Source organism: Myxococcus virescens (assembly GCF_900101905.1).
Classification (GTDB): Bacteria; Myxococcota; Myxococcia; order Myxococcales; family Myxococcaceae; genus Myxococcus; species Myxococcus virescens.
Genome location: NZ_FNAJ01000003.1, coordinates 51,632 through 78,369, shown reverse-complemented (window position 1 = coordinate 78,369; position 26,738 = coordinate 51,632). Strand labels below are relative to the sequence as shown.

Annotated in this window: 20 protein-coding genes; 8 read left to right on the top strand and 12 right to left on the bottom strand. The window is 69.8% G+C overall.

Annotated features, from left to right (window positions below):
• Positions 1 to 3: 3 nt before the first annotated feature.
• From BLU09_RS10595 to hsp20, 4 genes are read right to left on the bottom strand one after another with little or no spacing between them, the layout of a single operon-like run.
• Positions 4 to 771 (bottom strand): GvpL/GvpF family gas vesicle protein, encoded by a 768-nt coding sequence (locus BLU09_RS10595; RefSeq protein WP_090488907.1) that lies wholly within the window; start codon positions 769 to 771, stop codon positions 4 to 6.
• Complete coding sequence (locus BLU09_RS10590; RefSeq protein WP_244171613.1) at positions 768 to 1,610, bottom strand: GvpL/GvpF family gas vesicle protein; 843 nt, start codon at positions 1,608 to 1,610, stop codon at positions 768 to 770. Before BLU09_RS10590 ends, BLU09_RS10595 begins: the two co-directional genes overlap by 4 nt.
• Positions 1,607 to 3,742 carry a CDC48 family AAA ATPase gene (locus tag BLU09_RS10585; protein ID WP_090488903.1) on the bottom strand — a complete coding sequence of 712 codons (2,136 nt, stop codon included), beginning with the start codon at positions 3,740 to 3,742 and terminating at the stop codon, positions 1,607 to 1,609. Before BLU09_RS10585 ends, BLU09_RS10590 begins: the two co-directional genes overlap by 4 nt.
• On the bottom strand, positions 3,739 to 4,263 hold the full coding sequence (hsp20, locus tag BLU09_RS10580; protein WP_090488901.1) for an archaeal heat shock protein Hsp20: 525 nt from the start codon (positions 4,261 to 4,263) through the stop codon (positions 3,739 to 3,741). Before hsp20 ends, BLU09_RS10585 begins: the two co-directional genes overlap by 4 nt.
• A 340-nt stretch (positions 4,264 to 4,603) precedes the next feature.
• Between hsp20 and BLU09_RS10575 the strand changes: the two genes are divergently transcribed.
• The 4 genes from BLU09_RS10575 to BLU09_RS10560 all read left to right on the top strand — a co-directional run bounded on the left by BLU09_RS10575 (position 4,604) and on the right by BLU09_RS10560 (position 9,756).
• Positions 4,604 to 5,878, top strand: a complete 1,275-nt coding sequence (locus BLU09_RS10575; RefSeq protein ID WP_090488899.1) for a PDZ domain-containing protein — start codon at positions 4,604 to 4,606, stop codon at positions 5,876 to 5,878.
• A gap of 284 nt (positions 5,879 to 6,162) precedes the next feature.
• Positions 6,163 to 7,281 carry a tetratricopeptide repeat protein gene (locus BLU09_RS10570; RefSeq protein ID WP_244171612.1) on the top strand — a complete coding sequence of 373 codons (1,119 nt, stop codon included), beginning with the start codon at positions 6,163 to 6,165 and terminating at the stop codon, positions 7,279 to 7,281.
• Between the two features lie 189 nt (positions 7,282 to 7,470).
• Entirely contained in the window at positions 7,471 to 9,114 is a 1,644-nt protein-coding gene (locus BLU09_RS10565; RefSeq protein ID WP_143043126.1) for a hypothetical protein, read from the top strand.
• 15 nt (positions 9,115 to 9,129) lie between these two features.
• Complete coding sequence (locus BLU09_RS10560) at positions 9,130 to 9,756, top strand: hypothetical protein (RefSeq protein ID WP_090488893.1); 627 nt, start codon at positions 9,130 to 9,132, stop codon at positions 9,754 to 9,756.
• A 524-nt stretch (positions 9,757 to 10,280) separates the two neighbouring features.
• Here the strand turns inward: BLU09_RS10560 and BLU09_RS10555 are convergent.
• From BLU09_RS10555 to BLU09_RS10545, 3 genes are all read right to left on the bottom strand, one after another.
• Positions 10,281 to 11,039 carry an energy transducer TonB gene (locus tag BLU09_RS10555; protein WP_090488891.1) on the bottom strand — a complete coding sequence of 253 codons (759 nt, stop codon included), beginning with the start codon at positions 11,037 to 11,039 and terminating at the stop codon, positions 10,281 to 10,283.
• Positions 11,040 to 11,206: 167 nt separating this feature from the next.
• Positions 11,207 to 11,923: a response regulator transcription factor gene (locus BLU09_RS10550; RefSeq protein ID WP_090488889.1), complete on the bottom strand. Its 717-nt coding sequence runs from the start codon at positions 11,921 to 11,923 to the stop codon at positions 11,207 to 11,209.
• Positions 11,920 to 13,749 (bottom strand): sensor histidine kinase, encoded by a 1,830-nt coding sequence (locus BLU09_RS10545; RefSeq protein WP_090488887.1) that lies wholly within the window; start codon positions 13,747 to 13,749, stop codon positions 11,920 to 11,922. Before BLU09_RS10545 ends, BLU09_RS10550 begins: the two co-directional genes overlap by 4 nt.
• Positions 13,750 to 13,935: 186 nt before the next feature.
• Between BLU09_RS10545 and BLU09_RS10540 the strand changes: the two genes are divergently transcribed.
• On the top strand, positions 13,936 to 14,682 hold the full coding sequence (locus BLU09_RS10540; RefSeq protein WP_216612234.1) for a pyridoxal-phosphate dependent enzyme: 747 nt from the start codon (positions 13,936 to 13,938) through the stop codon (positions 14,680 to 14,682).
• Positions 14,683 to 14,704: 22 nt separating this feature from the next.
• Here the strand turns inward: BLU09_RS10540 and BLU09_RS10535 are convergent, their stop codons facing one another.
• The 4 genes from BLU09_RS10535 to BLU09_RS10520 all read right to left on the bottom strand — a co-directional run bounded on the left by BLU09_RS10535 (position 14,705) and on the right by BLU09_RS10520 (position 21,881).
• Positions 14,705 to 15,475: a hypothetical protein gene (locus BLU09_RS10535; protein ID WP_090488874.1), complete on the bottom strand. Its 771-nt coding sequence runs from the start codon at positions 15,473 to 15,475 to the stop codon at positions 14,705 to 14,707.
• Between the two features lie 146 nt (positions 15,476 to 15,621).
• Positions 15,622 to 18,024: an ABC transporter permease gene (locus BLU09_RS10530; protein ID WP_186817806.1), complete on the bottom strand. Its 2,403-nt coding sequence runs from the start codon at positions 18,022 to 18,024 to the stop codon at positions 15,622 to 15,624.
• 161 nt (positions 18,025 to 18,185) lie between these two features.
• Entirely contained in the window at positions 18,186 to 18,866 is a 681-nt protein-coding gene (locus BLU09_RS10525; protein WP_090488870.1) for a hypothetical protein, read from the bottom strand.
• Positions 18,867 to 18,986: 120 nt separating this feature from the next.
• Positions 18,987 to 21,881, bottom strand: a complete 2,895-nt coding sequence (locus BLU09_RS10520) for an ATP-binding protein (RefSeq protein WP_244171611.1) — start codon at positions 21,879 to 21,881, stop codon at positions 18,987 to 18,989.
• 508 nt (positions 21,882 to 22,389) lie between these two features.
• Here BLU09_RS10520 and hppD point away from each other — a divergent pair.
• The 3 genes from hppD to BLU09_RS10505 are packed head-to-tail and all read left to right on the top strand — an operon-like array spanning position 22,390 to position 25,210.
• Entirely contained in the window at positions 22,390 to 23,454 is a 1,065-nt protein-coding gene (gene hppD / locus BLU09_RS10515; RefSeq protein ID WP_090488868.1) for a 4-hydroxyphenylpyruvate dioxygenase, read from the top strand.
• 30 nt (positions 23,455 to 23,484) lie between these two features.
• Positions 23,485 to 24,822, top strand: coding sequence for a homogentisate 1,2-dioxygenase (gene hmgA / locus BLU09_RS10510; protein WP_090488866.1), 1,338 nt, complete (start codon positions 23,485 to 23,487; stop codon positions 24,820 to 24,822).
• 7 nt (positions 24,823 to 24,829) lie between these two features.
• On the top strand, positions 24,830 to 25,210 hold the full coding sequence (locus tag BLU09_RS10505; RefSeq protein ID WP_090488864.1) for a Rieske (2Fe-2S) protein: 381 nt from the start codon (positions 24,830 to 24,832) through the stop codon (positions 25,208 to 25,210).
• A 9-nt stretch (positions 25,211 to 25,219) separates the two neighbouring features.
• On the opposite strand, the gene BLU09_RS10500 is transcribed toward BLU09_RS10505, so the two are convergent.
• Positions 25,220 to 26,632: an MATE family efflux transporter gene (locus tag BLU09_RS10500; protein ID WP_090488862.1), complete on the bottom strand. Its 1,413-nt coding sequence runs from the start codon at positions 26,630 to 26,632 to the stop codon at positions 25,220 to 25,222.
• Positions 26,633 to 26,738: the final 106 nt, after the last annotated feature.

Sequence of the window (26,738 nt, the reverse complement as noted above, 5' to 3'; positions counted from 1 at the left end):
TATTCATCCTTTCTCTTGGAGGTGCTCCAACTCGGCGAGGGCTGCGACGGCAGGCTTTGCCAGGTCTGCCACGAAGCCGTAGGGGGGCCACGGGCCGCTGAACATCACATTGCCGGGGCAGTCTTTCTGAAAGCGAAGGAAGGCCCGCCGGAACTCGGCGAGCTTGGGGCGCTCCACCAGGAAGGCCATGGAGAGCAGCTGCCCGTCTGGGCGAGCGGCATGGTCCCAGGTGCAGCGGACGAACAACCCGGAGAAGGCCGCCTGCGCCCGCTCCGCCATGCGCTGGGCAGCGCGGTCCACACGTGTCTGCTCCGCGTAGAAGCGACGCCGGTTGTCCAGGTAGGCCCGTCCGCGCGTCTGGGCGTCCGCCCCGGTGGGCGCCCCTGTCTGCTCCGGGGGCTCGGTCATGTCCGACTCCTTGAACAGGATGCGCAGCCCCATCTCGTCACAGCCCTCCACCTGAGCCAGCGCGTCAGAGAACTGCCGCTCGTAACGGTGCAGGAACTCCACCACCTGCTCGGGGTGATGGACGAAGCAGCCGTAGCGCATGGGTAACACCGCCAGTCGGCGGTGCAGCTGCTCGACCACCCGGGCGTACTCCAGCGCCTGCTCGATGCCGGCCGAGGAGGCCAGCTCCTCCGCCACCGGCGAGATGGCCGCAGCCAGGTTGCCGTGCTTCACCGCCATCAGCGGCGCCTGGTTCAGCCCCGGCGGCAGGGCCTCCTTCGCTGCCTGCCGTGAGTCCAGGATGCCGTACACGATTGACTTCACGGCCGCTCCTCCAGGCTGGGGCAGAAGCTGTAGGGAGGCCAGGGGCCGGTCGCCTCCACCGTCAACCCCTGCGGCTGGTACCGGGCCGCGAGCTGCTGCACGCGCTGGGTGAACCGCTTCACCTGCCCGGAGTGCACCAGGAACGCGGCGTTCAGCACCATGTCGTCCTGCCGGCCCGAGATTCCGCGGTCTGCCAGGCGCAGGGGTTTCACCGAGAGCGCCCCCGGGGCGAGCTCCTCGCGGATGTGGGCCGCCAGGCGCTGTCCCTCGTTGCGGCTGCGCACGTCGAGCTCGCGCTGCATCTTCTTCTCGTGGAAGTAGCGCGCGCCGGGAGACTCGGGGAGGTGCTGGAGGCGCTGGCGGAACTCAGGCGCTTGCTCCAGATGCGCGCGCAGGCGCTGGGCGTTGGCGTAGACCTTGACTGCCCATTCCTCCTTGTCGGCGATGTCGTCGAGGAAGCTGGAGATCTCCTGCCGGTGGGCGTCGACCGCCTCGGACAGCGCTCGCGGTGAGGAGAAGATCGCCCCGAAGCTCACCGGAAGCACCGGCGAGGACTGCATCACCTCCTCGAGCACGCCCTCGTGCCTGACCGCCCGGGGGGCCACCCACTCCAGGTCCTGGGTGTGGTCCGCACCCTCCGGCCCCAGGAACTCCTCCATCGAAAGAGGACTGTAGATGGCGGCAAGGGTCCCCAGCTTCAGCGTCCGCACGTCGGCGGCGCCGCTGACACCGGGAACGGAGAAGCGCTCCACCGCTCCTGCCCGCGTGAAGCCATAGACGTACAGGGCCTGCTGGCCCTTGCGACGCCTCTGCACATCGGGATGGCCGTGGGCTCTCATGACCGGCGTGCCTCCTTGTGTCCACGAATCGCCTTGAGCAGGCGCTCGGATGTGATGACGAGGCGCTTTCCCTTGCCGCTGATGACGTGACGCACGGCATCCCAGGCGGCCTGGTTGCACACGGCCTGGATGTCGGCGCCGGAGAAGGACTCGCTGCGTGCAGCGAGCACGCCCAGGTCGAGGTCCTTCTCCACCGGCTTGTCGCGCAGGTGGACCTGGAAGATGTCGCGCCGCGCCTCGCGGTCCGGCAGCGGCACGTCGACGAGCAGGTCGAAGCGTCCCGGGCGCAGCAGCGCAGGGTCGAGCAGGTCCTCGCGGTTGGTGGCCGCAAGCACCAGCACGCCAGTCAGCTCCTCGATGCCATCCATTTCGGACAGGAACTGGCTGACGACCCTCTCCGTGACGCGCTCGTCCATCCCCCCGGCGGAGCGCGTCGGCACGAGCGAGTCGATCTCATCGAAGAAGATGATGCAGGGGGCCGCCTGACGGGCCTTCTGGAAGGTCTCGCGCACCCCCCTCTCGGACTCCCCCACGAACTTGCTGAGCAGCGCCGGGCCCTTGACCGAGATGAAGTTGACCTGGCTCTCGTGGGCGGCGGCCTTGGCCATCAGCGTCTTGCCGCAGCCGGGAGGGCCGCTCAGCAGCACGCCCTTGGGGGGGCGGACCTTGGCCCGCGCGAACTCCTCGGGGTACCGGAGCGGCCACTCCACCGCCTCGATGAGCCGCTGCTTGAGCTGCCCCAGTCCACCCACGTCCTTCCAGCCCACGTCCGGGGTCTCCACGAACACCTCGCGGATCGCCGATGGCCCCACCTCGTGCAGCGCCGCCTGGAAGTCGGCCATCGTCACCTGGACCTGCATCAGCTCGTCGTAGGGAATCTCGGCCGAGGCGAAGTCGATGTGGGGAATCAGCCGGCGCAGGCAGATCATCGCCGCCTCGCGGCACAGGGCCTGGAGGTCTGCGCCTACGAAGCCATGCGTCACGGCCGCCAGATGGTCCACGTCCACGTCCTCTGCCAGCGGCATGCCCCGGCTGTGGATGGCGAGGATCTCCTTGCGCGACGTGCGGTCGGGGATGGAGATGGCGATCTCGCGGTCGAACCGCCCCGGGCGGCGCAGCGCCGGGTCCAGCACGTTGGGGATGTTGGTGGCAGCCAGCACGATGACGTGCCGGCGTTGGGCCAGGCCGTCCATCAGCGACAGCAGCTGCGCCACCACGCGCTTCTCCACCTCGCCCTGCACGTTCTCGCGCCGGGGAGCGATGGCGTCTATCTCGTCCACGAAGATGATGGCCGGGGCCCTGCGCTGGGCCTCGTCGAAGATCTGCCGGAGGTGGGCCTCACTCTCTCCGTAGAACTTGTGCATGATCTCCGGGCCGGTGATGGTGAAGAACGCCGCCGCCGTCTCGTTGGCCACCGCCCGGGCGATCAGCGTCTTGCCGCAGCCCGGCGGGCCATACAGCAGCACCCCCTTGGGGGCGTCGATCCCGAGCCGCTCGAACACCTCCGGATACCGCAGCGGCAGCTCCACGATCTCGCGGATGCGGCCCAGCTCCCGCTTCAGCCCTCCCACGTCCTCGTAGCTGACGGCGCGCGCCCGCTCGTGCGTCACCTTCTCCTTCTCCGGCGCCTTGGCGACCTCCAGCAGGGTGTTGGGGTGAATCACCACCGCCCCCACGGGAGCGGTCTCGACGACGCGGAAGTCGGCCGTGCGGCTGCCGAACAGCAGCGCCCGGACCCGGTCTCCCTTCACCACCGGCAATCCGTCCAGCAGCGTGCCGATGTAGGCCAGGTCACGCTGCGTGGGGGTGAACTCCAGGGGCGCCAGCACGACCTTCTCGGCGTGTCGGGCGGGGGCCAGGCTCAGCTTCACCGGCTCGTCCAACTGCACCCCGGTGTTGGCCCGGGTCACACCGTCAATCTGGAGGATTCCGCGCCCCCGGGCGTCCGGGTAGGAGGGCATCACCTTGGCCGCGCTGCGGCGCTTGCCGGACAGCGTGACGATGTCGCCGATATGTGCCCCCAGCCGCTGCATGTCGGCGGGGTCCATGCGGGCGAGGCCACGGCCCAGGTCCTTGCCGAGGGACTCGGCGGCACGCAGTGTCTGCGTATGTTCCCGTGTCGCGACGGTCACGAGCGGCGCTCCTCCTGGGCGGTGAGGCGGATCTCGAGGACGCCGTTGTGGCAACTGGTGTGCATCTGCCGGCGGGTGAAGCGCCTGGGGAGCAGGACCTCCTTGTGGTACTTGAGCGCCCCGTGCTCGGCATGCAGGGTCAGGATGTCTTCGCGGAGCTCCAGCGTGATGTCCTTGCGGTCGACACCTGGCAGCTCGGCCACCACCAGCACATCCGGCCCCTCCTCGAAGACATCCACCAGGGGCTCGCGGATGGGGTGGACGACTGCCTTGCCGGTCTGGTGGTCCTGGCGGATGTTCCCGAAGGGCTCCACGCGCGGAATGCCGCTCGGTTGACCGGGTGCGCCTCCTCCGATCCGCACGTTGAAGCCATAGACGCCCCTGAGCCCCTTGTCGGAGGCTCCGAACTCTCCGGAGCGTTGGAGCTGTTCGCCCTTCTCCGCGAGCTCCGCCAGTTTCGTGACGAGGGTGGTGATTCCTTCGAGGAACCCTCCACCGCTGATGCCGGTCTTCTCTGCCATGGCTCCACCTGTCGTGATTCAAAGCTCTGGCATCACCCCCTCCATGCCCAGCGGCAAGACGCGAAGGTGGGGATTCCGCCCGCCCCATGTCCGGCGAGGAGCGGCACGGATAGGGGCCGGCTGGTGATGCCTGGTGGCGGGTATTGGCGCATCGCCTGAGGGGGCTCGTCAGTCACGGCGGCCCTCTGCCCATCGCCCGGGAGGTGGCAGATCGACCTGGCAGGGGTGGGAGGGGCGGGGCCGCCTCACCTCCCTGAACTCCGCCGCCTGGCGTGTCTACGTTCTCCATGGACAACACATGCGCGTCTGGCACGCGTGTGCGTCAGCGGTGTGAGCACCCATGGCCTCGGTCAAAGGAAATGCGAACGGGGGGAACACGCGCAAGCGCGTCCAGCAAGAGACGCTCCCCCAGGATGTACAGGCGCAGGAACTGGAACGGCTCCACTCGCAGCGCGAGGCGCTCATCGCCAACGTCGCGCAGTCCGGAGCGAGGCTCCTCACGGTCGCGGCAAGGCGGTTGCCGACCGTGCTGACGCTGCCCGTGCTCGAGGGGGGAAGCCGCGTTCTCCAGGAGACCACCCTCTACCTTCAGGAAGCGTCGATGGAGGAGTTGCTCCGCGCCGCGCAAAAGAAGCTGAAGGCGAAGCCGGGGAGCTCCATCCTTGGGCTCCTGGGCATTGGACTGCTCGCCGGGCGGCTGCTCCGTAAGATGGCGGAGAAGGGGGGCGAGAAGGGAGTGGCCGAGGCCTTCCAAGAACGATTGCGCGAAGGCATGTTCCTGGCGACCCATGGTGGAGTGGGTCGGCCCCCAGCCGCCGCGCGTCAGCGGTTGCTGAGGGGTGGCGCGGGTGGAGCGCCGACGCAGGGCGGAGTGGCCGAGGGCTTCAAGGAGCGATTGCGCGAAGGCATGTCCATGGCGACCCATGGTGGTGGAGTGGGGCGGCCCCCGGCCGCAACGCGCCTGCGCCTGCAGAAGGCTGGAGGGCCGAAGCAGGGGGCGCCACGCAAGCGCGACATGAAGGAGCGAGCGCCGCGCGAGCCCGCGGTGAGGGCGAAGGAAGTGGCGCGAGACGTCGCCGAGGGCGCCCGGGACGCAACACGCGCCTTCGACGAGGTCACCAAGAGCGCCCAGGGTGCAACACGCGCGTTCGCAGAGGCGACCCGGGGCGCAGCGCGCAAGGGCGGTGAGGCTGCGAGCGGCGCGCGCAAGGCGATGAAGGACACCACGCGCGAGATTGCTCGAGGGGCAGCGAAGCCAGGGGTGAAGAAGTCGCCGCCCAGCACCGAGGCCACGTCCACGAAGGCGCCCGCACAAGCGCCGAGCGGCTACCTCGGGATGGGGGCCTTCCCCGTCCGGCTGCCGGAGAGGCTCGCGAAGGCCCATGGCACCCAGAGTGGCCTCAAGGTCGCGAGCGTGGAGCCGGATGGCCCGGCCGAGGAGGCGGGGCTGCATCCGGGCGACACGCTGCTCACGCTCGAGGGGCAGCCATTGCGAGAGGTGGATGACCTGGTCGCGCAACTGCCTCCGGAACGTGTGGGCCAGACCGTGCACGCCAAGGTGCTGCGCGCCGGGGCTGCCAGGGTCATCGACCTCACCGTTGGCACGCACCCCTGAGCCGGGTGTCGCGAGCGCTCATGCGGCTCACGATGACTTGACGGGGCCGGAGGAGGACCTGCGGCGCGAGGACGATGGGCGAGCCCTGGGCGCTCCCTGCTCACGAAGGCGCGCCAGCCCCGCGAGCCCTTTCAAGCCACTTCCGAAGTGCTTGCCTGGCGGTGGACATCTCCCAGCCGAGGAGGCTCGGGACGTGTCGATGTGTTTCGAGGCTCCGGATGGAGGAACTCCCGGGCATAGACTGGTGGCCGTTGTCCTCGCATCCTTCGAAGGGGCCCTCGCGCGTGCGTCCATTCTTCATCGTCCTTGGTTGTTCCTTCGTCCTCGGGTGCGCGTCCACGCCGAAGCCCGTTCCAGCAGCGCCTCCCGAAGCCGCCGAGACGTCCCAGGCGGAGCACGCGACACCGGCGTACCTCTCGCCCTCTGAAATCGTGAAGGTGCTGGAGGATTCCAAGGTCGCCTATCGGGTCGAGGGCAAGGACTCACCCCCGGGCGGGTGGGGCGACCAGCTGTGGCCTCAGCGCGTGGCCCTGATTGACGTCCCCCAGGTGGAGGTGGAGGACGGCCGCCGCACCATCCGCGAGTGGCCCACGCCCGCCGGGATGAAAGCCCTGCTCGATGAGGCCGAGCCCCACTTCCAGGCGAAGCGCTACGACGAGGCCGCGAAGCTGTACGCCCAGGCCACGGACCTGTGTCCCGAGTGCTACGTGGCGTGGGTCTTCCGGGGTGACGCGGACTACTTCGCCGGAGACGCGGCCGCCGCGCTGGAGCACTACGTCCGCGCCACCACCCTCAACCCCTATGACCACCGTGCCTGGTTCTTCCAGGGCAATGCCCTGGCGAAGCTGGGGCGCTTCGAGGAGGCGCTGGATGCCTGGGCGCAGTGCCTGGCGCTGAGCCCGCGCTACCCCGTCATCCGCCAGTTCTTCCGCACCAACGCGCACCTGGGGCTCGTCATCCGCGGCGACACCATTGTCCCGCGCGGGTATGCCGAGCGCGACGCGCAGGGCGTCTCCATCCAGTTCGACCCCAACCATGACCCAGCCTGGCTGGCGTTCGCCAACTGCAAGGCCCTGTGGCTGGGCGAGCCGTCACACCGGGCGAAGATGACGGGCTCCACCGAGGAGCAGTTCACCTCCGTGGAGGAGATGGAGTGCCTGGCATCGGCGCTGGCCGTCCATGAGAGCCAGAAGGCGGAGGGCAAGACGGAGGCCTCGGACCCCACGCTGGACCGCCTCTTCGCCATCGCCCAGGAGGGGCTGCTGCTGGAGGCGGTGTTATTCGAGGTGGGCGCGCGCGTTCACCCGCAAATCGCGCTCACCCTGGAGGATGAGCTCCGCCGGCGCCTCAAGAAGTACGTCCTGACGCACGTCCTGGTACCGGCGGGAGGCCACGGGGGCTGAGCGCCCTAGGCGCCTTGAGAGTCCCCCGCTTCCGTGGACACCCCCGATGCGATGGAAGGGTGTTCGATGTCGGAGCGCGAGGAGTATCGCGAGTGAAGGCGGCGGCGCGGTTGGGGATTGGCGCCGACGGGCTGGCGGGTGGAGGGGCTGACCGCGTGGCCGGTAGCCACTGGCCGAGGTCTTGTGGGGATGAAGGCAAACCGCTGGCTGTTGTTGTTGGCCTTGGGTCTCGTGGCTTGTAGCAGTGGAGACAGCGACAAGCCGCCCAACCCCCCGCCAGTCACGGTGGATGCCGGAACGGACGCGGGGCAGCCCCTGCCCGACGCGGGGCCCGGCTCCCAGTGCCTCGGCGAAGGCACGGCGTGCAGCCGGGACTCGGGCGCCCAGTGCTGTACCGGCCTCTGCTCTGATACGGGCGTCTGTCCTGCCCCCAGTGCCCAGTGCACCGCCGCGGGCGAGACCTGCACCAGCGGCATTGAGTGCTGCACGAACAGCTGCCTGGACGGCAAGTGCTCCACGCTGCAGTGCCTGGACGTGGGCAGCATGTGCGCCAGCGCGGAGGCGTGCTGCACGAAGCTCTGCGGCGCGGACGGCGAGTGCGCGGCGCTGCCTCCCAGTAGCACCGACAGTTGCAAGGTGCCGGGCCAAGCCTGCACCGGCGCGGGGGACTGCTGCTCCAACAACTGCCAGGGGGGGATCTGCAAGCCGGCGTACTCGTGCCAAGCCAATAACGATCTGTGCATGAAGGGCGCGGACTGTTGCGGAGGTGTGTGCACGCAGGAGAACACGGGCACCCCGGGCCGCTGCGTGGCGGTCAGCGGTGGTGGCGCGGGCAGTTGCCTCCAGGACGGCAACCCGTGCTCCGGCTCCAGCAACTGCTGTTCGCGCACATGCGTGGACCTGGGCTACGGGACCACCGTGTGCCAGCCGGTGGGCGGCTGCCGTCCCACGGGCAACTACTGCACCAACGACGGCGTGTGCTGTGGTGGTGAGAAGCTGTCCAACGCGGTGAGCTGCCGCGAGAGCCGCTGTGACAAGCCGAATGGCTGCAACCCCGTGGGCAACATCTGCGGCAGTGGCCAGCTGCCTGATGGCGGCATCATCGACGTGAACGCCCGCGAGGCCTGCTGCGACGGCATGAAGGCCGTGTGCAAGGTGGACTCCGTCGGCGTGCCACGCTGCTTCGGCGGCTGCCCCAACAACAACTGCCCGGCGGGCTGTCCCACGGGCTACACCGGCGAGGAGCCGTGCTGCATCGCGCAGGACCAGCAGTGCCAGTTTTCCGACCAGTGCTGCGGCGGCGCGCGCTGCCTGCCCGGCGCGGATGGCGGCCTGACCTGCCAGAAGGTGACGTGCGATCCCGTGGGCACGCCCTGTGATCCGCAGGATTCCAAGTGCTGTGCTGGCACCACCTGCTCCCTCGTCTCCGAATCCGCCTACGCGTGCCGTGCCGGGACCGTGCCGGGCGGAGGCGGTACGGATGGCGGCACGGGTGGGGCGGACGCGGGCACGTGCGCCGCGAACGGGAATGCCTGTGCCTCGGGGGCCGCCTGCTGCTCCGGCATCTGCAGCAATGGCACCTGCTCGACCCCCAACGCCTGTCAGCCCCAGGGCCAGGCTTGCACCTCGCCCGCGGACTGCTGCGTCGGGCTCGGCTGCAACATCCCGGGTGGGAGCATCGTCGGCACCTGCGAGACGGGTTCGACCTGCTCCGCCAGCGGTCAGGCGTGCTCGCCCACCAGCCCGTGCTGCCCGCGGCTCAACTGCCAGACGGTCGACGGGGAAGCCTGCACCGGCACGACGCCCTGCACGTGCCTCAGCCCCATCGGATGAAAGGCGACACCCATCATGCTCACACCACTTCCGCGTACCGTGACCGCTGTCGCGTGTTCCCTCTTCCTGTCCCTAGGCCTCACGGCTTGCGGTGATGACGAACTCAACTCCGACGAGCAGGCCCGCCGCGCGTACCTCGGACTCGACCCGTCCGTGGGCAAGGCGCTGCAGTTGGGCTTCGCCGGCTTCAACTCCGCGTCCACTGCGAACATCCCGCCCCAGTCCACGACGGGCGCCGTCTCAGGGACGCTGCTCGTCACCGGGCAGGTGGACCAGGGCAGTTCGGCCAACAAGGGCATGCGCCTGCGCATTGGCATGACCGGGTACTCCGACGGCGAGATCATCCTGGGCGGGGACGAGGACCCGGTGAACATCACCTACACTTCGAGCACGGACACGGCGGCGCAGCCGGAGTTCACCCTCCAGTTGCGCGGCATCCCAGACGGCACGTTCACCGGGACGCTCAAGGGGCCCTTCCAGATGACCGGGGACCTGGAGGGCAGCGTCACCCTGGACCTCGCCCTCACGGGTGAAATCGAGCCCGACGGCACCGGCCAGGTCCTCCGCACGATGGGCAGCACCCATGTGACGGGTACCGCCACGTCCAGCGACGGCGTCTATACCGTCGACGTCACGCTGTAACCGAGGGCCCACCGCTACGCCGCGAGGGAAAGCTCCCGCCGCTCCATGCAGCAGGCCTCGGGAACGGGAGGACAAGGCGTGGCTCCTGGGGGCGCGCGGATTCAGTCACCGCACGGGAAAAGCCCAGCAACCCGGTGGGATTGCTGGGCTTCTGAAGGCACCCACGGTGTTTCGGCTCCCCCTCGGCCTACGGCGCGAGGATGTAAGAGCTCGCCGTGCCCCCCCTACCGGTGCGTAGCGCTGACCATGCCGGCGCGCGCTGGACGGCCAGCGGTCAGTCGAAGGGCGCAAGCTTCGAGCATGCCTGCAACGCGCAGGCGGCGGTGGATGCGGCGCGCCAAAAGAGGCACGCGGAATCCGTGCCCTGCTGCGACGAGGACTGAAGGCCGCCTGGGAGGAGTGGGCCCCCATCTGCGCCACCCACAACCTCCTCAAGCTCTTCCGCATGATGGCTGCGTAGCGGCCTGCCTCACCCAGGGGCCGGACCGGCGTCTCGCTCCCAGCCCCATTACCGCTACACGCTCCTAGCGGGGCAGCTTGAGCCGCAGCGTGAACACGTAGGACACGCTCACCGTCCGGCCCTGGTACTGCACCGGGGTGTAGCGGCGGTTGTGCAGCGCATCGAGCACGGCCTCGTTCATGTGCGGCAGGCCCTTGATGATGCGGCAGTCCGTCACGTCGCCGCTCACCGTGATGACGCACTTGGCAATCATGGTGCCCTCCACGCGGGCGGCGAGCGCCTGGTGCGTGTATTCGATGCCCGGGTTTCCCATCAACCTGGGCGGCGACATGCCCTGGCCAAAGGGCATGACGTCGGTGCCCGTGGCTTCCTGCCCGGGGACCAGGCCGGGCACGTATTGCACGCCAATCACGTCGCTATCCTCGTAGCCCTCCGGATGCCCACCCGGTACGCCCGTCCCCGGGTCCGTCTCCTCGTCCGTCGAGGTGCTGGTGTCGTTGCTCGCCACCGTTTCCACCGGCTTGGGCGGCGCATCCACCACCGGCGGCGGCACGCGCGCGGGCACGCGGTCCCGGTTGCGCGGGCGAGGGCGTGGCGCGGTGGCGGCCTTCGGCTGCGCGGGGGCGGGGGAGCCCTTCGCCACGCGCGGGGGCTGCGCCACGCGGAGCACCAGCTCCTTCGGCTCCGGCGGCTCGCTGGGACCCGGCGGCCTCGCGGAGATGAAGAGCACCGCCCCGAACAGGGCCGCATGCAGGACGATGGACACCCACACGCCCGTGCCAAGACGTCCAGCCCGCTGCCGCTCGATGACCGAATTGAACATTCCGGATGGCCTCCCTCAGCGTCAGGCGCTCCCGGTGACGGCCGTGCAGGACGGACGGCACCGACGGGGACGGGTGGCTGCGGAGCGCCCTGTCCACGCAAGAGTCAACCTACGGAGTCGGCGTCTTCGAATGGCGGTGGGTCGGCCATCGCTTCGTCATGGTTGTGTCATGACGAAGCGACCTCCATGCGGTAGCCCACGCCCCGGATGGTGTGGATGGAGAATCCAGAGGTGCTCGTCCACCCCAGCTTCTTCTTCAGGCTGGAGACGAAGTTGTCCACCGTACGCGGGTCCACCACCACGTCGCGGCCCCAGACGGCGTCCAGGATTTCGCCTCGGGGCAGGGCCCGGTCCTGGTGCCGCAGCAGGAAGGCCAGCAGGTCGAACTCCGTGCGCGTCAGCTCCACCACCGAACCGTCCGCGCGGGACACCTGCCGCCGGCCCAGGTCCAGGGTGAAACCGCTGAAGCCCATCTGCTCCGGCGGCGCCGTGCCAGAGCGGCGCACCAGGGCGCGTACCCGGGCCAGCAGCTCCCGCAGCCGGTAGGGCTTGGTGAGGTAGTCCTGCGCGCCCACTTCGAAACCCCTGAGGATGTCGTCCTCCAGTGAGCGCGCGGTGAGCATCAGCACCATGCTCTTGTTTCCCTGCGTCCGCAGCCGGCGGCAGAAGCTGTAGCCGTCCTCTCCGGGCAGCATGACGTCCAGGATGAGCAGGTCGAACGCACGCTCTTGCAGCAGCCGCTCCGCGTCGCGGGTGCTGGGGGCTTCGGCGACGAGGTAGCCCTCGTCCAGCAGGTTGTCCCGGAGGCCGACGCGCAGGTGGGCGTCGTCCTCGACGATGAGGATGGCGGGACGGAGGGGCGGGGTGGATGTGGCGGTGTTCATCGAGCCGGCTCGTTGAATATCAGCGCGAAGGTGGTGCCGTCGGGTCCCGAGGAGGCCACCTGGATGTCGCCCCGGTGCAGCTTCATGATTTTGCGGCACAGGGCAAGGCCCAACCCGCTGCCATGGACCTCCGGTCCGGGCACCGTCAGCCGGTAGAAGTCCAGGAAGGCGTTCTCCCATTCGGATTCGGGGATGCCGATGCCGTTGTCCTGGAAGAGCACCGTGCAGCCGTAGCCGGGAATCATCTGCGCGCGGATGGAGATTTCGACGGGGCTTCTCCGGTTGTAGGCGCACGCGTTGCGGCCCAGGTTGGAGAACACCATCCGCAGCAGGCCCGGGTCCGCTTCCAGCTCCACACCTTCCAGGTCCGAGGTGATGTGGACGGGGACGTTCGTCACGTTGGCCAGGTCGTCGCGCAACAGGGGGATGAGCTCCTCCAGCTGCACGCGCGAGGTCCGCAGCGTCCAGCGGCCCTTGTCGATGCGGTTGAACGACAGGATGTTCTCCACGAGGAAGTGCAGCCCGTCCGCGGCCTGGACGATGCGCGCCGGGTAGTCGCGCACCTCCGGTGCCTGCGCCAGCTTCCGCTCCAGCGTCTCACCCAGCAGGCGGATGGAGGCCAGGGGCGTGCGCAGCTCGTGGGAGACGGTGGCCACGAAGTCGCTCTTGAGCTCCAGGAAGCGGTACTTGCGCTGCTGGGCCACCACCGCGAGCACGAAGATGGCCACCGCGAGCCCTCCGCACACGGCCACCAGCAGCGTCTTCAGCCCGTAGCGCGCGTCGATGTCCGCCTCCTGGCGCGCCCACTGAGGCATGTCCACCGCCAGCTTCAGCGTGCTCAGGGGACGGACGGCGCCGCCCGCGTGCAGCCGCAGGCGCCCCGTTGCGTCGAAGAGGCCGCGCGCCTGCATGTCCTGGGTGATGGGCTGGAGCATCGCCTCCAGGTCCACCGCGATGCCGTACACCGCCTCGCCGCGCAGCGCCACGTACCAGGACTCGCCCAGGAGGGTGGGCTCGTAGAGCTCCTCGGGAATCACCAGCATGCCCGCGTCCGCTTCGCCCGCTCGGGCGAGGAAGTCGCCCGTGGGCTCGCCCAGCGCGGCGCTCACCCGGACGATGCGCGCATGGAGGAAGTCGAAGTCCGCCCGCGTGAAGCGTGAGCGCTCGCGCAGCACGTCCCGCTGCAGCCCCGACGCCCGGGCGAAGCCGCCCAGGTCCTCTGGAAGGCCCTCGCGCAGCAGGGCCCGCACCAGCGGTGTGGTGGCAGGGCCGCGCTGGAGCCGCTCCACCACCAGCAGCAGGAAGGGCAGCTCCTGCTCCGGTGTCAGCCGGTTCGCCGCGTGGTAGCGCAGCAGCTCCTCCACGCGGGTGGCCGCGCCCCGCGCGTCCCGGGCCGCCAGCGCCGCCTCCACCGCGCGCAGCCGCGTGAGGCGGGGCTCCCATTCCCCCGCGGGGGCGCCGTCCTTCAGCCTCGCGCCCAGCAGGGCATGCACGTCCCGCGCGGGCGTCCCGGTGCCCGGCATGGGGATGGTGAGGCGCGGCAGGAACTGGTAGCCGCGGAAGTTGATGTAGTAGCCCTCGCCGGGCTCGAGCGGGTCGCCCACGGCGGCGTGGAGGGGGGGGACGCTCTCATCGAGCTTCTTCGCCAGGTTCTGCCGCAGGGCCTCTTCGGCCGCGTGGGCCAGCGCGTCCCGGCGCGAGCGCAGCTGCGCGTGGGCGTCATCACGCTCCTGGCTGAAGATGCGCTGGAGGCTGACCAGCCCCCAGCCAAGGGCCAGGAGGCCACAACCCAGGGCGACGAGCGTAGGAAGGAGCCGGCGCAGCATGTGGAGCCGCCGCTGACTATCGCACAGCCGCCATCCCCCAGAGGCTTTTCACTTCAGCCTCCTGGCCGGGGCGAGTGTCCTGGGCCGGTGAGCGGGCGGACTTCGGGTCCACGTCCGGACAGCCCCCGGGCCGCGCGGCTGGCGTGGGACGCCCCCACCGGGGAGGTTGGGGCTGGAGGTTCACGCATGCGCGTCGTGTTTCCCTTGTCACGGCCCTGGCCGGGGGGGCCGGTGGTGCTCTGGGGTGGAGCGCTTCCGGCAGGCAGTCTGAAGTACCTGACGTTCTCCCATCACCTCCAGTCCGCGCCCGCGGAGACGAAGGGCCTGGTGGAGCTGTCCGGTGCGTCGTCGGCGCTGGCGCTGGATGCGCTGGGCCGCGAGCGCGGACTGCCGGTGGTGGCCCTCACGGACACGATGGGCACCGCGTACCTGCGCGCCAACGGCTTCGGTGGGGAGGTGCGCACCGTGCACGGCTTCACGCAGGCCTGGGAGCTGGCGCTGGACTACGAGCGCCAGGGCTGGTTCTGGCCCCGGCAGCTCGCCAATGGCGCGCTGGTGGAGAGCGTGGAGTCATGGACCACGCGCCTGCTCGACATCGTCCAGGACGTGTACCCCGCCGTGCGCTGCGTGGTGTGTGGCTTCGGCACGGGCGCCACCGTCGCGGGGCTGTACCGGCCCTTCTCCGCCGCGGGCTACGAGGTGGTGGGCTTGCAACCCGCGTCCGGCAGGACGATGCCCGGCTGGCGGCGCTGGGCGGAGCAGAGCCTGGGCTCCAAGGACCTCTTCTATCCGTACCGCGAGGATGTGCCCCTGGAGACGGCGGATGCGAAGGCGGTGGACGCGCTGGCCGCGCTGCTGGCCTGGGCGCGCTCGGAGCGGCGGCCGGAGGAGGTGCTCGTCATCTCCCACAACGCGAGGCCCCCATTCGAATGATGGGGGCCTTCGTCACGGCGCTTCAGCGGCCTCGGCCCTGGCCACCGCGCTGACCGCCCGGGGGGCCACCCACGGGCCGGTCCTCGCGGCGCAGCGACTGGTACTGGGAGCGCTGGGCCTCGTCGAGGATGGCGTTCATCTCCTGGTCGGTCTGCTGGCTCTCGGTGCGCAGCGCCTGGCGCATGTCTCGCATGGTCTTCGTGCCGGCGCGGACCTCCTCCATGAGCGCCTGGCGCTTGGTGGACTCCGCCTCCAGCCGGCGCGTCAGCGTCTGCTCCTGGGTGTAGTTCAGCCGGGCGTCGGTGATGAACTTGCGCACGCGCTCCTGCTGCTGCGCCTGCTGCTGGATCTGCGCCTGCTGCCACTGCTGCTGCCGCTCGGCGCGCTGCTCATTGCGCATCTCGTTCTGGACGTTGCGCACCGCGTCCTTGAGGTAGTCGCGGCCGCCCTCGGAGTTCAGCGCTTCGCCGGCGACCATGCCGCGCACCTCGGCGCGCAGTTGCTCCACCTCCGCCGCGAGCGCCGCGGGCGGCGGCGAGGCCACCACCTTCCCATCCGCCGTCAACGTGGGGCGCCGCTCCACCTCCATCAGACGCCGGGACAGGCTGATGGACGTGTCCTCCAGGGCTTTTATCCGGCGCTCCAGGTTGATGACGTCCGCGGCGACGCTGGTGGGCTGCTCGGGCGGAGGGGACGGGGGCGGAGCCTGCACCGTCTCACGTGGACTCCAGAGGGCCACCACGAGCGCCGTGGCGGCAAGGAAGAGGGCGGCGATGCTGGCGAGCTTGTTCACGTCTACTCCGACGGAAGCTGGAACGACTTATTCCATATCAGGTGCTGTCCAGCCCCGTCCGCCCACCTGCCGGGAGGGAAATCGCCCCCGGAGCGGCCCGATGGCCCGCCCGGATGCCCGCTCCCCGTCCGCCCCCAGCGCGAGGCCTACTCCGCGCGCAGGGACACCGACGGAGGGACACGGCTGGCCCGCAGCGCGGGCAGCCAGCAGGCGACCAGGGAGATGACCGACAGCGCCACGGCCACGCCCAGGAAGATGTCCGGAGCGAAGGGCTCCACGCCATAGAGGGTCGCCGCCATGAGGCGGGTGCAGCCGAAGGCCGCGATGAGCCCCACGCCCACGCCCGCCGCGGTCAGCCGCAGGCCCTGGCCGAGCACCAGCCCCAGCACCTGCTGGGGATGGGCCCCCAGCGCCATCCGGATGCCCAGCTCCCGCGTCCGTTGGCTCACTGAATACGCGAGCACGCCGTAGACGCCGACCCCGGCCAGGAGGACGGCGAGCACGGCGAAGGCCGCCAGCAACCGTGTCGTGGCCCTGGGGCGGAGCAGCATTTTCTCCACCCGCTCGGTGAAGGGCAGCAAGTCGTAGATGGGCTGCTCGCCGTCCACCGCCTTGACTTCCTCGCGCAGCGCGGCCAACGCCGCCGCGGACGGGCCGTGGGTGCGCACCAGCATCGTCATGGCCCGCAGGGGATATTGCGCGAAGGGCACGTAGCTCTCGGGTTTCGCGGGCTCCGTGAGCGTCTCGTGACGGACGTCCTCCACCACGCCGACGATTTCCCGGAAGGGCTGCTCTTCAGACCAGCCCAGCCGCACCCGCCGGCCCAGGGCCTCCCCGCCACCGAGGAACTTCCGGACGAAGGCCTCGTTGACGATGATGATGGGCGCGCTCTTCTCCGTGTCCTGGGGCCCGAAGTCGCGGCCCTGTCGCACGCCAATGCGCATCGCGGAGAAGTAGCCGGGGGAGGCCACCCGGTACTCGGTGTAGTACCGCTCGCTGGGCGAGGCCGAACCGCCTTCCAGGAAGAAGTCTCCGCCGGAGCCCGAGCCCCCCAGCGGCGCGTCGTTGATGAAGCCCACCGCCTCCACCCCGGGCCGCGCCATCAGCCGCTCCGCGATGCCGTCGAAGAAGGCCCGCTTGCGCGTGTCTTCCGCGTAGGTGTCGGGGGCGAGCGTCAGCCGCGCGGCGACGACACCCTCCGCGTCGAAGCCCGGGTCCACCGCCTGGACGTTCTGCAGCGAGCGCACAATGAGGCCCGTGCCCACCATCAGCACCAGCGCGAGCGCGAGCTGCACCATGACGAGCGCGCTTCGCAGCGGATGTCCAGCGCGCGCGCCCACGGCGCTGCCGGATTGCCGCAGCAGGGGCAGCACGTTCATCCCCGAGGCATGCATCGCGGGCGCCATGCCGAAGAGCAGGCCGGTGCCCACCGACAGCAGCGCGCTGAACCCCAGGACGGTGCCGTTGAGCTCCAGCGGCGCCACGCGCAGCATGCTGGCCGGAAGCAGCGTGCGCACCAGCTCCAGGCCCCACAGCATCAGCAAGACCCCCAGCACGCCGCCGAAGAGGGACAGGAGCACGCTCTCCACCAGGGACTGCTGGAGCCGCCGCCCCTGGCTGGCGCCCAGCGCCGCGCGGATGGCGCCATCCCGCTGCCGGGACATCGTCCGCACCAACATGAGGTTGGCCACGTTGGCGCACGCGATGAGCAGCACGAAGCCCACCGCCGCCCACAGCATCCACAGGGTGTCCCGTGAGTTGGCGGTGAGGTGGTCCTGCCAGCCCTTCAAGCGCACGGTGTGCCGCGACTGCCCCGGCTCGGGCTCGCCAATGATTTCCGCCACGCGCTCCAGGTCCGCCCGAGCCGCTTCCAGCGTGGTCCCCGGCGCCAGCCGCCCCAGCACCGACTGGTAGTGGTTGCCGTGCTGCTGCGGGTCCTGCCACTCGGGAACCCACACGTCCGTCTCCTCGGAGAACTCCGGGAAGGAGAAGTCCTCCGGCAGCACGCCCACCACCGAGTGGCTGCGGCCGTTGAGCACCAGCGTCTGGCCCACCACGTCCGCGCCGCCCCCGAGCGCCCGCTGCCAGAAGCCGTGGCTCACCAGCACCGCGGAGGTGTCGCCCCCGGCCGGCGCGTCCTCTTCGCGGAAGTCACGCCCGTGCGCGGGGCGCACTCCCACCACGGAGAAGAAGTTGGGGGTGATGCGCACCGCCCGGACCCGCTCGGGCTCGCTGGTGCCCGTCCAGTTGAGACTGGTGCGCCCGAAGCCCGCCAGTTGGCTGAAGCCCTTCGAATGCTCCCGCCAGCCGAGCAGCTCCGGCGGTGACACGGAGGCGTGCGTCACCGAGTCCTGCTCGCACCAGACGCGCACCAGCGAATCGGGGGACGGAAAGGGCAGGGGCCGCAGCAGCATGGCGTGGATGGCGCTGAACAGGACGGCGTTCGCCCCGATGACCAGCGCCAGCGTGAGGCCCGCGGCCAGCGTGAAGCCGGGGGTTCGTGTCAGGGTGCGTATCGCGTAGCGGAGGTCCTGGCGGAGCGAATCCATGGCTGCGGCCATGAGCGAAGGCCATGCCAACCGCCTCGCGGGCGCAACCCCTGGGCATGTGGAGGGGGCCTCCCCGGAGCACGCCCTGGGAGTGCGCGGATGCGGGAAGGCCCGTCCCGGAAGCGGACAGGCCCGGGACGGGACGCCCGCTCACCGGCGCGTCAGTGGACGTCCCACCGGGCGGCGATTTCCTCGCACGCCAGCCGGACATCGTTCATTCGGCGCTGCTGGGCCTTGGGCGCCTGGAAGAGTCGGCCTGCGAAGACGTCGAACACGCCCACCAGCCGCGGGTCCACCGGGCCGCGCTGCTCCAGCCGCTCCTCGGCGTAACGCTGGAGCACCGTGGCGATGTACTGACCGGAGCGCTCGTCCAGCGGCGTGTGCTTGGAGAAGTAGAGCTTCAGCAGCCCGGAGCGCATCATCCCCTGGGCATCCACGCTGCGCAGCAGCACGTCCGGGCGCACGCTGATGTCCACGCCCGCCAGCGCCAGCGGCGGCAGGTCCGCGTCCACGGGGCTGGCAATCGCGCGGGTGGCCAGGTCTCCCGCGGACACCAGGCAACGCTGGAGCGCCTCCGCGCACAGGGCCAGCCGGTGCGCGTCGTAGTCGGACTCCGGCTGGGCGTTGAGGAGCCGCCGCTGGTGGTAGCGGAGGATGACCTCGTCCCGGCCTTCGCACAGGAACTCGATGATGGCCTGGGCGGCGGCGGGGTAGCGCAGGTACTGCGGGTCCACCGGGTGCTTCTGGCCCTGGATGATGCGCTTTCGCAGTGACGGCGTCGCGGTGAGGTACTGGCCCAGCTTGTTGACGGAAACGCGCGGACTCTCACGGGTGACGGTCATGGTTCGGCCTTCCTTTCCGGCTTCGGGAATGAAGGCAGACTACCGGAAGGGTCTGACATTCCCGGGGCGGCCCGACGGGCCCGCCGCCCCATGGAAATCACACCCGTGGAGTAGGCCGTGTCAGGCCCGTCGTGATGGGCCCCGGTTGGACATGGAGGCGATGACGGCCATCAGCTCCACCGGTTCGATGGGTTTGGGCACGTGGGTGGTGAAGCCCGCGAGCAGCGCGCGCGTCCGGTCCTCCATGCGGGTGTAGGCCGTGAGGGCCACCGCGGGGATGCCGCCACCCTGTTCCTCGGGCAGGGCCCGGACGCGGGCGATGAAGCGGTACCCGTCCTCCTCGGGCATGCCGACGTCGGAGACGAGCACATCGAACGATGCCTCGCGGAGCTCGGCCAGCGCGTCCTCCGAAGAACTGGCCGTGGTGACGATGCCGCCACACGTCTCGATGATGCTGCGAAGCAGCTCGCGCGTGTCCTCCTCGTCGTCCACCACGAGCACCCGCAGGCTCGAAAGCTGGGGCGGGCAGGGGAGGTCCTGCTCCTGCAACGGGCCGCGGAGGGTGGGGGGCACCAGCACCTCCCGCCTCAGCGCCACGGCCTGCGGCAGGCTGACGATGAAGGTGGCACCCCGGCCCTCGCCCTCGCTGGTGGCAGTCACGGTGCCGCCGTGCAGCTCCACCAGGTGCCGGACGATGGCCAGTCCCAGCCCGAGCCCGCCAGCCTTGCGCGTGGTGCTGCCGTCGGCCTGTCGGAAGCGCTCGAACACGTGCGGCAGGAACTGCGGGGAGATGCCCTGGCCCGTGTCGGCCACCGTGATTTCCACCGAGGAGTTCCGCCGCTCCACCAGCACCTGGACGCGGCCTCCCTTGGGGGTGAATTTCACGGCGTTGGACAGCAGGTTCCACACCACCTGCTGCAGGCGGCTCATGTCGCCCATGATGGTGCCGCCCGAGTCGAGCGCGGCCTGGATGCGGATGCCCTTCGCCTCGGCGGCGGGCCGCAGTGACTCGAGCACGGCCTCCACGACCTGGCTCACGTCGACGGACGACACGTCCAGCTTCAGCTTGCCCGTCATGATGCGGCTCACGTCGAGCAGGTCCTCGACGAGCTGCCCCTGGGCGCGGGCATTGCGCTCCACGGTGGCCAGCGCCCGCTCCCGCTTCTCTGGCGGCAGCGTGCCGGTCCGCAGCATCTGCACCCAGCCGAGCACCGCCGTGAGCGGCGTGCGCAGCTCGTGGGAGATGGTGGCGAGGAACTCGTCCTTGAGCCGGTTGGCCTCCTCCGCCTCCTCGCGCGCCACGCGCTCCCGGGCGAGCAACCGCTCCCGCTCCGCTTCCAGCCGCTTCTGGGCGCGGATGTCGCGGCCGACGGTGGCGATGCCCATCTGTCGCTGGGTGTCGTGCTCCACCAGGGCGAAGGTGTGGTACTGCGCCGCGATGGGCTCGCCCGTCGGGAAGTACCGGAAGCGGAACGCTCCCTCCCGCCGGCCGCCCTGGAGGATGGCGGCCGCGATGTGTTCGTCGACGTAGGTCTGGTCTTCGGGCAGGAAGAAGTCCCGCAGGTGGTACCGGGTGATGTCTTCATCGCGTCCCAGGCCCAGCAGACGCCGCCCCGCATCGTTCACCCACACCGCTCGGCCGGATGGGTCTCCCACGCCGATGAAGTCGGGGGATTGCTCGACGATGGTGGCCAGCCGCTCGCGTTCCCGTTCAGCGCTCCGCTGCTCCGTCACGTCCTGCAGGGCGCCGACGACGCGGTCAGGTTTCCCCTGGGCGTCGAAGTGCGTCTTCACCATGGCCAGCAGGAAGCGCTGCACGCCATCCCAGCCCTGCACGCGGCACTCCAGGCGAATCGCCTCCGCGCCCGGACGCAGCGCCTGTTCGATGGTGCGCCGTGCGCGGTTCACGTCGTCGGGATGAATCCGGGCCGCGGCTTCCTTCAGCGTCGGAGACGTGCCGGGGGGGAGGCCCAGGTGCTGCAAGGCCCGCTCGTCCCACGACAGCACGCCGCGCTCATACTGCAATTCCACGACGCCCAGCTGACCGGCGGCCAGGGCCATCCGCAGGCGTTCCTCGCTGGACCGGAGCGCGGCCTCCGCCTGGGCCCTCCGGGCCACCTCCGCTTCGGCCTGGGCCCGGGCTTGCCTGGCGTGTGTGTAAGCCTCGCGCTCGGCGCGCTTCTCCTGCTCCACCGCCAGGTGGGTGGCCAGCTCGCGCGCCAGGTCCTCGAAGAACTGGCGATAGGTGTCGTCGAAGCGCAGCCGGGGGCTGATGCCCAGGACGACCACGCCCCGGAGGCTGTCCGTGCTGGTGCGCCGCAGGGGCAGCACCAGCGCCTTCTCCGTCGGCTCGGGCCAGGGGCCGAACTGGCGGGCGCCCAGGAGGGATGGCACCGACTCCAGGAGGACGGGGACGTTCGCCGCCACGGCCTGCGTCGTGGCCTCCGTGATTCGTCCCAGGTCCACCACGGCGTGCTGCGCCAGCCCGTCGAGCCCCGTGGACTCCGCCAGCTCCAGCCGCTGTTCGCCCTCGTCCCAGTGGTAGATGAGGGCGAAGGGGATGTCCTTGGGGTTGTCCGCCAGGGCCCGGATGGCATCCGTGGTGGCGCTCTCGGATGGCCCGTTCACCCGGGGGGCCAGCGCGCGAATCGTGGCCAGCCGGCGTTCGCTGAGCACGACGTCGGTGACCTCGAAGACGACCTGGAGGATGCCCGCGATGGTGCCCGCGTCGTCCCGCAGGGGACTGAAGTCGAAGGTGAAATAGGCCTCTTCATTGAACCCGTAACGGGTGAGCATGAAGAAGGTCTTCGCCACCTGCGTCACTTCGCCCGTCGCCAGGAGCTTGCGCATCCAGGGCGAGATGACGGGATAGGTGTCGGGCCAGCACTCGCGGTAGGTGGCGCCCAGGTAACGGGGATGGCGCGGGCCCATGATGACCGCGTAGCCGTCGTTGTAGACCTGGATGAGCTCGTGTCCCCAGAAGATGATGGCCGGGGCCGGCATCTCCAGAATCATGGCGACGAAGGCCTTCAGCGAGCGGGGCCACGCTTCGTAGGGGCCAAGTTGGGTGCGGCTCCAATCGTGCGAGCGCAGCAGTTCGCCCAGTTCGCCACCAGGGACAGGGCGTTCAGTTTGGGAAGTGAGTTGTTTCACGCGGTCGGTGGGGTGCGGGGCGGGTGCGACATCTTGCGTAATCTAGCGATGCAGCCTGCCGCGTCCTGGCTGTATGCGTTCGGCCGAATCGCGGTGAAGCGGGGAGGCAAGCGCTCGAGGCGCGCCCAGCGTCGTGCCGTGAACAGCCCTCCGCCGCCCGGGTGCCACCCGCCGCCAGGGAAAGTTGATGGCGGATTCATGGTGCGGCGCACTGTGCAATGCCCTGACAGTCTCTGGCTGGACTTTGTACTTTTTATGCAGGGGAGCCATCCCTACGTTCGCGACAGGAGGCGCTCCCGACCACGGGGCGCCTCGGTGACTCGCGCGGGCTGTGAAGGCCCGCGCCCCAGCAACGCACGGAGGCGGCGTCATGGCGGATACGGCAGAGAACCCTCTTGGGCTGAATGGCTTCGAGTTCGTGGAGTTCACCAGCCCCCAGCCCGAGGTGATGGAGCGCCTCTTCGAGCGGCTGGGGTTCACCGCGTACTCCAAGCACCCGTCCAAGGAGCTGGTCCGCTACAAGCAGGGCGGCATCAACCTGCTCATCAACCGCGATGCCTCCGGGCAGGCCGCTGAGTTCCGCGCGGAGCACGGCCCGTCCGCCAGCGGCATGGCCTTCCGCGTGGCGAACGCGCGCACCGCCTACGAGATGGCCCTGGAGCGCGGCGCCAAGGCGGCGGACCCGGAGCGGGGCTCGCTGGGCGAGGGCTCCTATGTCCTGGAGGGCATCGGTGGCAGCCTGCTGTATCTGGTGGACCGCCACGGGGAGAAGGGGACGCTCTACGACTCCTGGCAGGAGATTCCTGGCGCCGAGGCGGCCGAGGCGAAGAACAGCGTGGGCCTGGAGACGCTGGACCACCTGACCCACAACGTGCGCCGCGGGCAGATGCGCACCTGGTCGTCCTTCTACAACCGCATCTTCGGCTTCACCGAGCAGAAGTACTTCGACATCAAGGGCCAGGCCACGGGCCTGTTCAGCCAGGCGATGATCGCTCCGGACAAGGCCATCCGGATTCCGCTCAACGAGAGCCAGGACGACAAGTCGCAGATTGAAGAGTTCATCCGCCAGTACAAGGGCGAGGGCATCCAGCACCTGGCGCTCACCACGCCGGACATCTACGACACCGTGGAGCGGCTGCGCGCGCGCGGCGTGGCGCTGCAGGACACGCTGGAAACCTACTACGACCTGGTCGACAAGCGCGTCCCCAACCACGGCGAGGACCTGGCCCGGATGCGCAAGAACCGCATCCTCATCGACGGCAGCGAGGAAGAGGGCCTGCTGCTCCAGATCTTCACCGAGAATCTCTTCGGGCCCATCTTCTTCGAAATCATCCAGCGCAAGGGCAACGAGGGGTTCGGGAACGGCAACTTCCAGGCGCTCTTCGAGTCCATCGAACTGGACCAGATTCGCCGCGGCGTCATCAAGGTCGACTAGTCCGCGCGCCGCGCTTGCGAGGAGAATCCGGTGACCACCCAGTCTTCCTCCGAGGTGTCGCCGGGGAGCGTCCTCAAGACGGCTCCCGGCGCCTATCTGTCTGGCTTTGGCAACGAGTTCGCCACCGAGGCGGTGCCCGGCGCACTGCCCGAGGGACAGAACTCACCCCAGCGGGCGCCGTTCGGCCTCTATGCCGAGCAGCTGTCGGGCTCGGCCTTCACGGCCCCGCGCCGGGAGAACCGGCGCTCCTGGCTGTACCGCCTGCGGCCCAGCGCCAACCACCCTGCGTTCCAGCCGCTGGCGCAGGGGCGCTTGCGCAGCGGGCCCTTCGACGAGGTGCCCGCCTCGCCCAACCGGCTGCGGTGGAGTCCCCAGCCCCCGCCGGCCCAGCCCACTGATTTCGTGGACGGGCTCGTCACCTACGCGGGCAACGGGGACGCGGCGTCGGGCGCGGGCATCAGCATCCACCTGTACGCGGCCAACCGCTCCATGGTGGACCGGGTGTTCTTCGACGCGGACGGCGAGCTGCTCATCGTCCCGCAGGCGGGGCGGTTGCGGCTGGTGACGGAGCTGGGCGTGCTGGACGTGGCGCCGGGCGAAATCGCGGTGGTGCCGCGCGGGGTTCGCTTCCGCGCGGAGCTGCCGGAGGGCCAGGCCGCCGGCTACGTCTGTGAGAACCACGGTGCGTTCTTCCGGCTGCCGGACCTGGGGCCCATTGGGGCCAATGGACTGGCCAACCCGCGCGACTTCCTGACGCCGGTGGCGGCCTTCGAGGACGTGGACCGGCCCACGGAGGTGGTGCAGAAGTTCCAGGGGCACCTGTGGTCGGCGCGGTATTCGCACTCACCGCTGGACGTGGTGGCGTGGCACGGGAACCTGGCGCCGTACAAGTACGACCTGGCCCGCTTCAACACCATCAACACGGTGAGCTTCGACCATCCGGACCCGTCCATCTTCACGGTCCTCACGTCGCCCAGCGAGGTGCCGGGCACGGCCAACTGCGACTTCGTCATCTTCCCGCCGCGTTGGATGGTGGCCGAGCACACCTTCCGGCCGCCCTGGTTCCACCGCAACGTGATGAGCGAGTTCATGGGGCTGGTGCACGGCGTCTACGACGCGAAGGCGGGCGGCTTCGCTCCGGGCGGCGCCTCGCTGCACAACTGCATGAGCGGCCATGGCCCGGACCGGACCAGCTACGAGCAGGCCGTCCAGGCAGACCTGAAGCCTCACAAAATCAAGGACACGCTGGCCTTCATGTTCGAGTCGCGCTGGGTCATCCGTCCCACGCGCTTCGCCATGGAGACGCCCGCGCTCCAGCAGGACTACGACGCGTGCTGGGCGGGCTTCCAGAAGGCGAAGTTGCCTTGAGGGCCGCGTGAGCGCGGGAGGAGAGACGGTGGGGCGCAAGCGCGTCTGGTCGACGCCGGCCAACGTGAAGCTGCTCCCGGTGAGCGCCCTGGAGGACCCCGGGGCGCGCAACCTCGTCCTCCAGATTGGGGACGCCTTCTTCCACGGCTTCCTGGTGCGCAAGGGTGACGCGGTCCACGGCTACGTGGACCGGTGTCCCCACGCGGGCCTGCCGCTCGCGCGCGAGCTGGACCGCTACCTGACGCCGGACAAGGGGCTCATCGTCTGTGCCTGGCACGGGGCCCTGTTCCAGGTGGAGGACGGGCTGTGCGTGGGCGGGCCGTGTTCGGGTGGCCGGCTCACGCCGTGGCCGGTGACGGTGCGCGACGGCATGGTCGTCACCGGCTGAGCACGCGGCTCAGGCGGCCGCTGCGACGGGCGCGGCCTCCGCCTCCGTCTCCGCGTCGAGGGAGACCAGGACCTGCTTCTCCCAGGCGCGGCTCTTCCAGCGCAGCCACATGGTGATGCCGCGCACCCATTCATCCGCGGCCACCGCCATCCACACGCCGGCCAGTCCCAGGCCCATGTGGAAGACGAGGTAGTAGCCCAGCGGCAGGCTCATGCAGACCATGGACGCGATGCCCATGTAGACGGTGAACGTCGCGTCACCCGCGGCGCGCAGGGCGTTGATGAGCACCAGGTTGAAGCAGCGCCCCGTCTCCAGCGCGAGCCCGATGACGATGACCTGCGCTGTCAGCCGGACGATGTCGGCGTTCTCGGTGAAGAGCGAGACGATGGGGACGCGGAGGAGGACGACGGCCACGTCCACGACCAGGGTGATGGCCAGGCCCCACTTCAGGCTGCGCAGGGCCTGCTGGTACGCGTCGTCGGCGCGGTTGGCGCCCACCAGCCTGCCCACGATGATGGACGTCCCCATGCCAATGGCCAGGCTGCACAGGAAGACATACTGGGAGATGGCGTGTGCGTACTGTCGGGACGCCAGCGCCACCGCGCCCAGGAACGTCACGTAGTACAGGAACACCGTCTGGCAGCCCTGGTACGTGGCCTGCTCGAAGGCGGAGGGCAGGCCGACCTTGAGAATCTTGCGGACGTAGTCCTTGGAGAACGTCACGTAGTCGCGCGGCGCCATCTTCACCGGCATCACCCGGTACAGGACGTAGACGAAGACCCCCAGCGCGATGGCCCGGCTCACCACGGTGGAGATGGCCGCGCCCGCCACGCCCATCGCGGGGAAGCCGAAGTGGCCGGCGATGAGCACGTAGTTGCCACCCACGTGCAGCACGTTCATTCCCAGGGAGACGAACATGGACGCGCGTGTGAAGCCGTAGGTGCGCAGCAGCCCGGCGAAGACGTTGATGAGGGCCTGGAGGAACAGGAAGCCGCCGACGATGTGCAGGTACGTCTTGGCGTACGCCAGCATGTGGCCCTGAAGGTTCATCCCGCCCAGGATGGCATCCCCGCTGAGCAGCAGCCCCGCGCTGACGGTGATGCCGAGCGCGAGGTTCAGGGTGACGGCGATGGCGGAGATGCGCGCGGCCTCTGTCTGTTTGCGCGCGCCCAGGTACTGGGCCACGACGATGGCCGCGCCGTGACCCACGACCTCCATGATGAGGATGCAGATGAAGACGTACTGATTGACGACGCCCACCGAGGCGACGGCGTCATCCGACACGCCGCTGAGCATCAGCGTGTCCGCCGTGCCCATCATCATGAAGAGCAGCAGCTCCAGGAAGATGGGCCACGTGAGCCGGAACAGCCCCAGCGACGGTGCGCCGTGTGGATCGGCTTTCGGGGATGCTGCGACTTCCATGGGGCGTCGACTCCGAGAGGCGGGCGCGGCAATGCCTCGGCTCGCGCCAGCGTCTCGCATGTCGCGCAGAGCGCGTCGAGTGACATCGAGGTGTGGGCGCCGCTGC

Coding starts and splice junctions, on each gene's coding strand:
- BLU09_RS10590 (WP_244171613.1), bottom strand. CDS start 1,610: ATGAGAGCCCACGGCCATCCCGATGTGCAGAGGCGTCGCAAGGGCCAG.
- hsp20 (WP_090488901.1), bottom strand. CDS start 4,263: ATGGCAGAGAAGACCGGCATCAGCGGTGGAGGGTTCCTCGAAGGAATC.
- BLU09_RS10575 (WP_090488899.1), top strand. CDS start 4,604: ATGGCCTCGGTCAAAGGAAATGCGAACGGGGGGAACACGCGCAAGCGC.
- BLU09_RS10565 (WP_143043126.1), top strand. CDS start 7,471: ATGAAGGCAAACCGCTGGCTGTTGTTGTTGGCCTTGGGTCTCGTGGCT.
- BLU09_RS10560 (WP_090488893.1), top strand. CDS start 9,130: ATGCTCACACCACTTCCGCGTACCGTGACCGCTGTCGCGTGTTCCCTC.
- BLU09_RS10555 (WP_090488891.1), bottom strand. CDS start 11,039: ATGTTCAATTCGGTCATCGAGCGGCAGCGGGCTGGACGTCTTGGCACG.
- BLU09_RS10550 (WP_090488889.1), bottom strand. CDS start 11,923: ATGAACACCGCCACATCCACCCCGCCCCTCCGTCCCGCCATCCTCATC.
- BLU09_RS10545 (WP_090488887.1), bottom strand. CDS start 13,749: ATGCTGCGCCGGCTCCTTCCTACGCTCGTCGCCCTGGGTTGTGGCCTC.
- BLU09_RS10540 (WP_216612234.1), top strand. CDS start 13,936: ATGCGCGTCGTGTTTCCCTTGTCACGGCCCTGGCCGGGGGGGCCGGTG.
- BLU09_RS10530 (WP_186817806.1), bottom strand. CDS start 18,024: ATGGATTCGCTCCGCCAGGACCTCCGCTACGCGATACGCACCCTGACA.
- BLU09_RS10525 (WP_090488870.1), bottom strand. CDS start 18,866: ATGACCGTCACCCGTGAGAGTCCGCGCGTTTCCGTCAACAAGCTGGGC.
- BLU09_RS10520 (WP_244171611.1), bottom strand. CDS start 21,881: ATGATTCTGGAGATGCCGGCCCCGGCCATCATCTTCTGGGGACACGAG.
- hppD (WP_090488868.1), top strand. CDS start 22,390: ATGGCGGATACGGCAGAGAACCCTCTTGGGCTGAATGGCTTCGAGTTC.
- BLU09_RS10500 (WP_090488862.1), bottom strand. CDS start 26,632: ATGGAAGTCGCAGCATCCCCGAAAGCCGATCCACACGGCGCACCGTCG.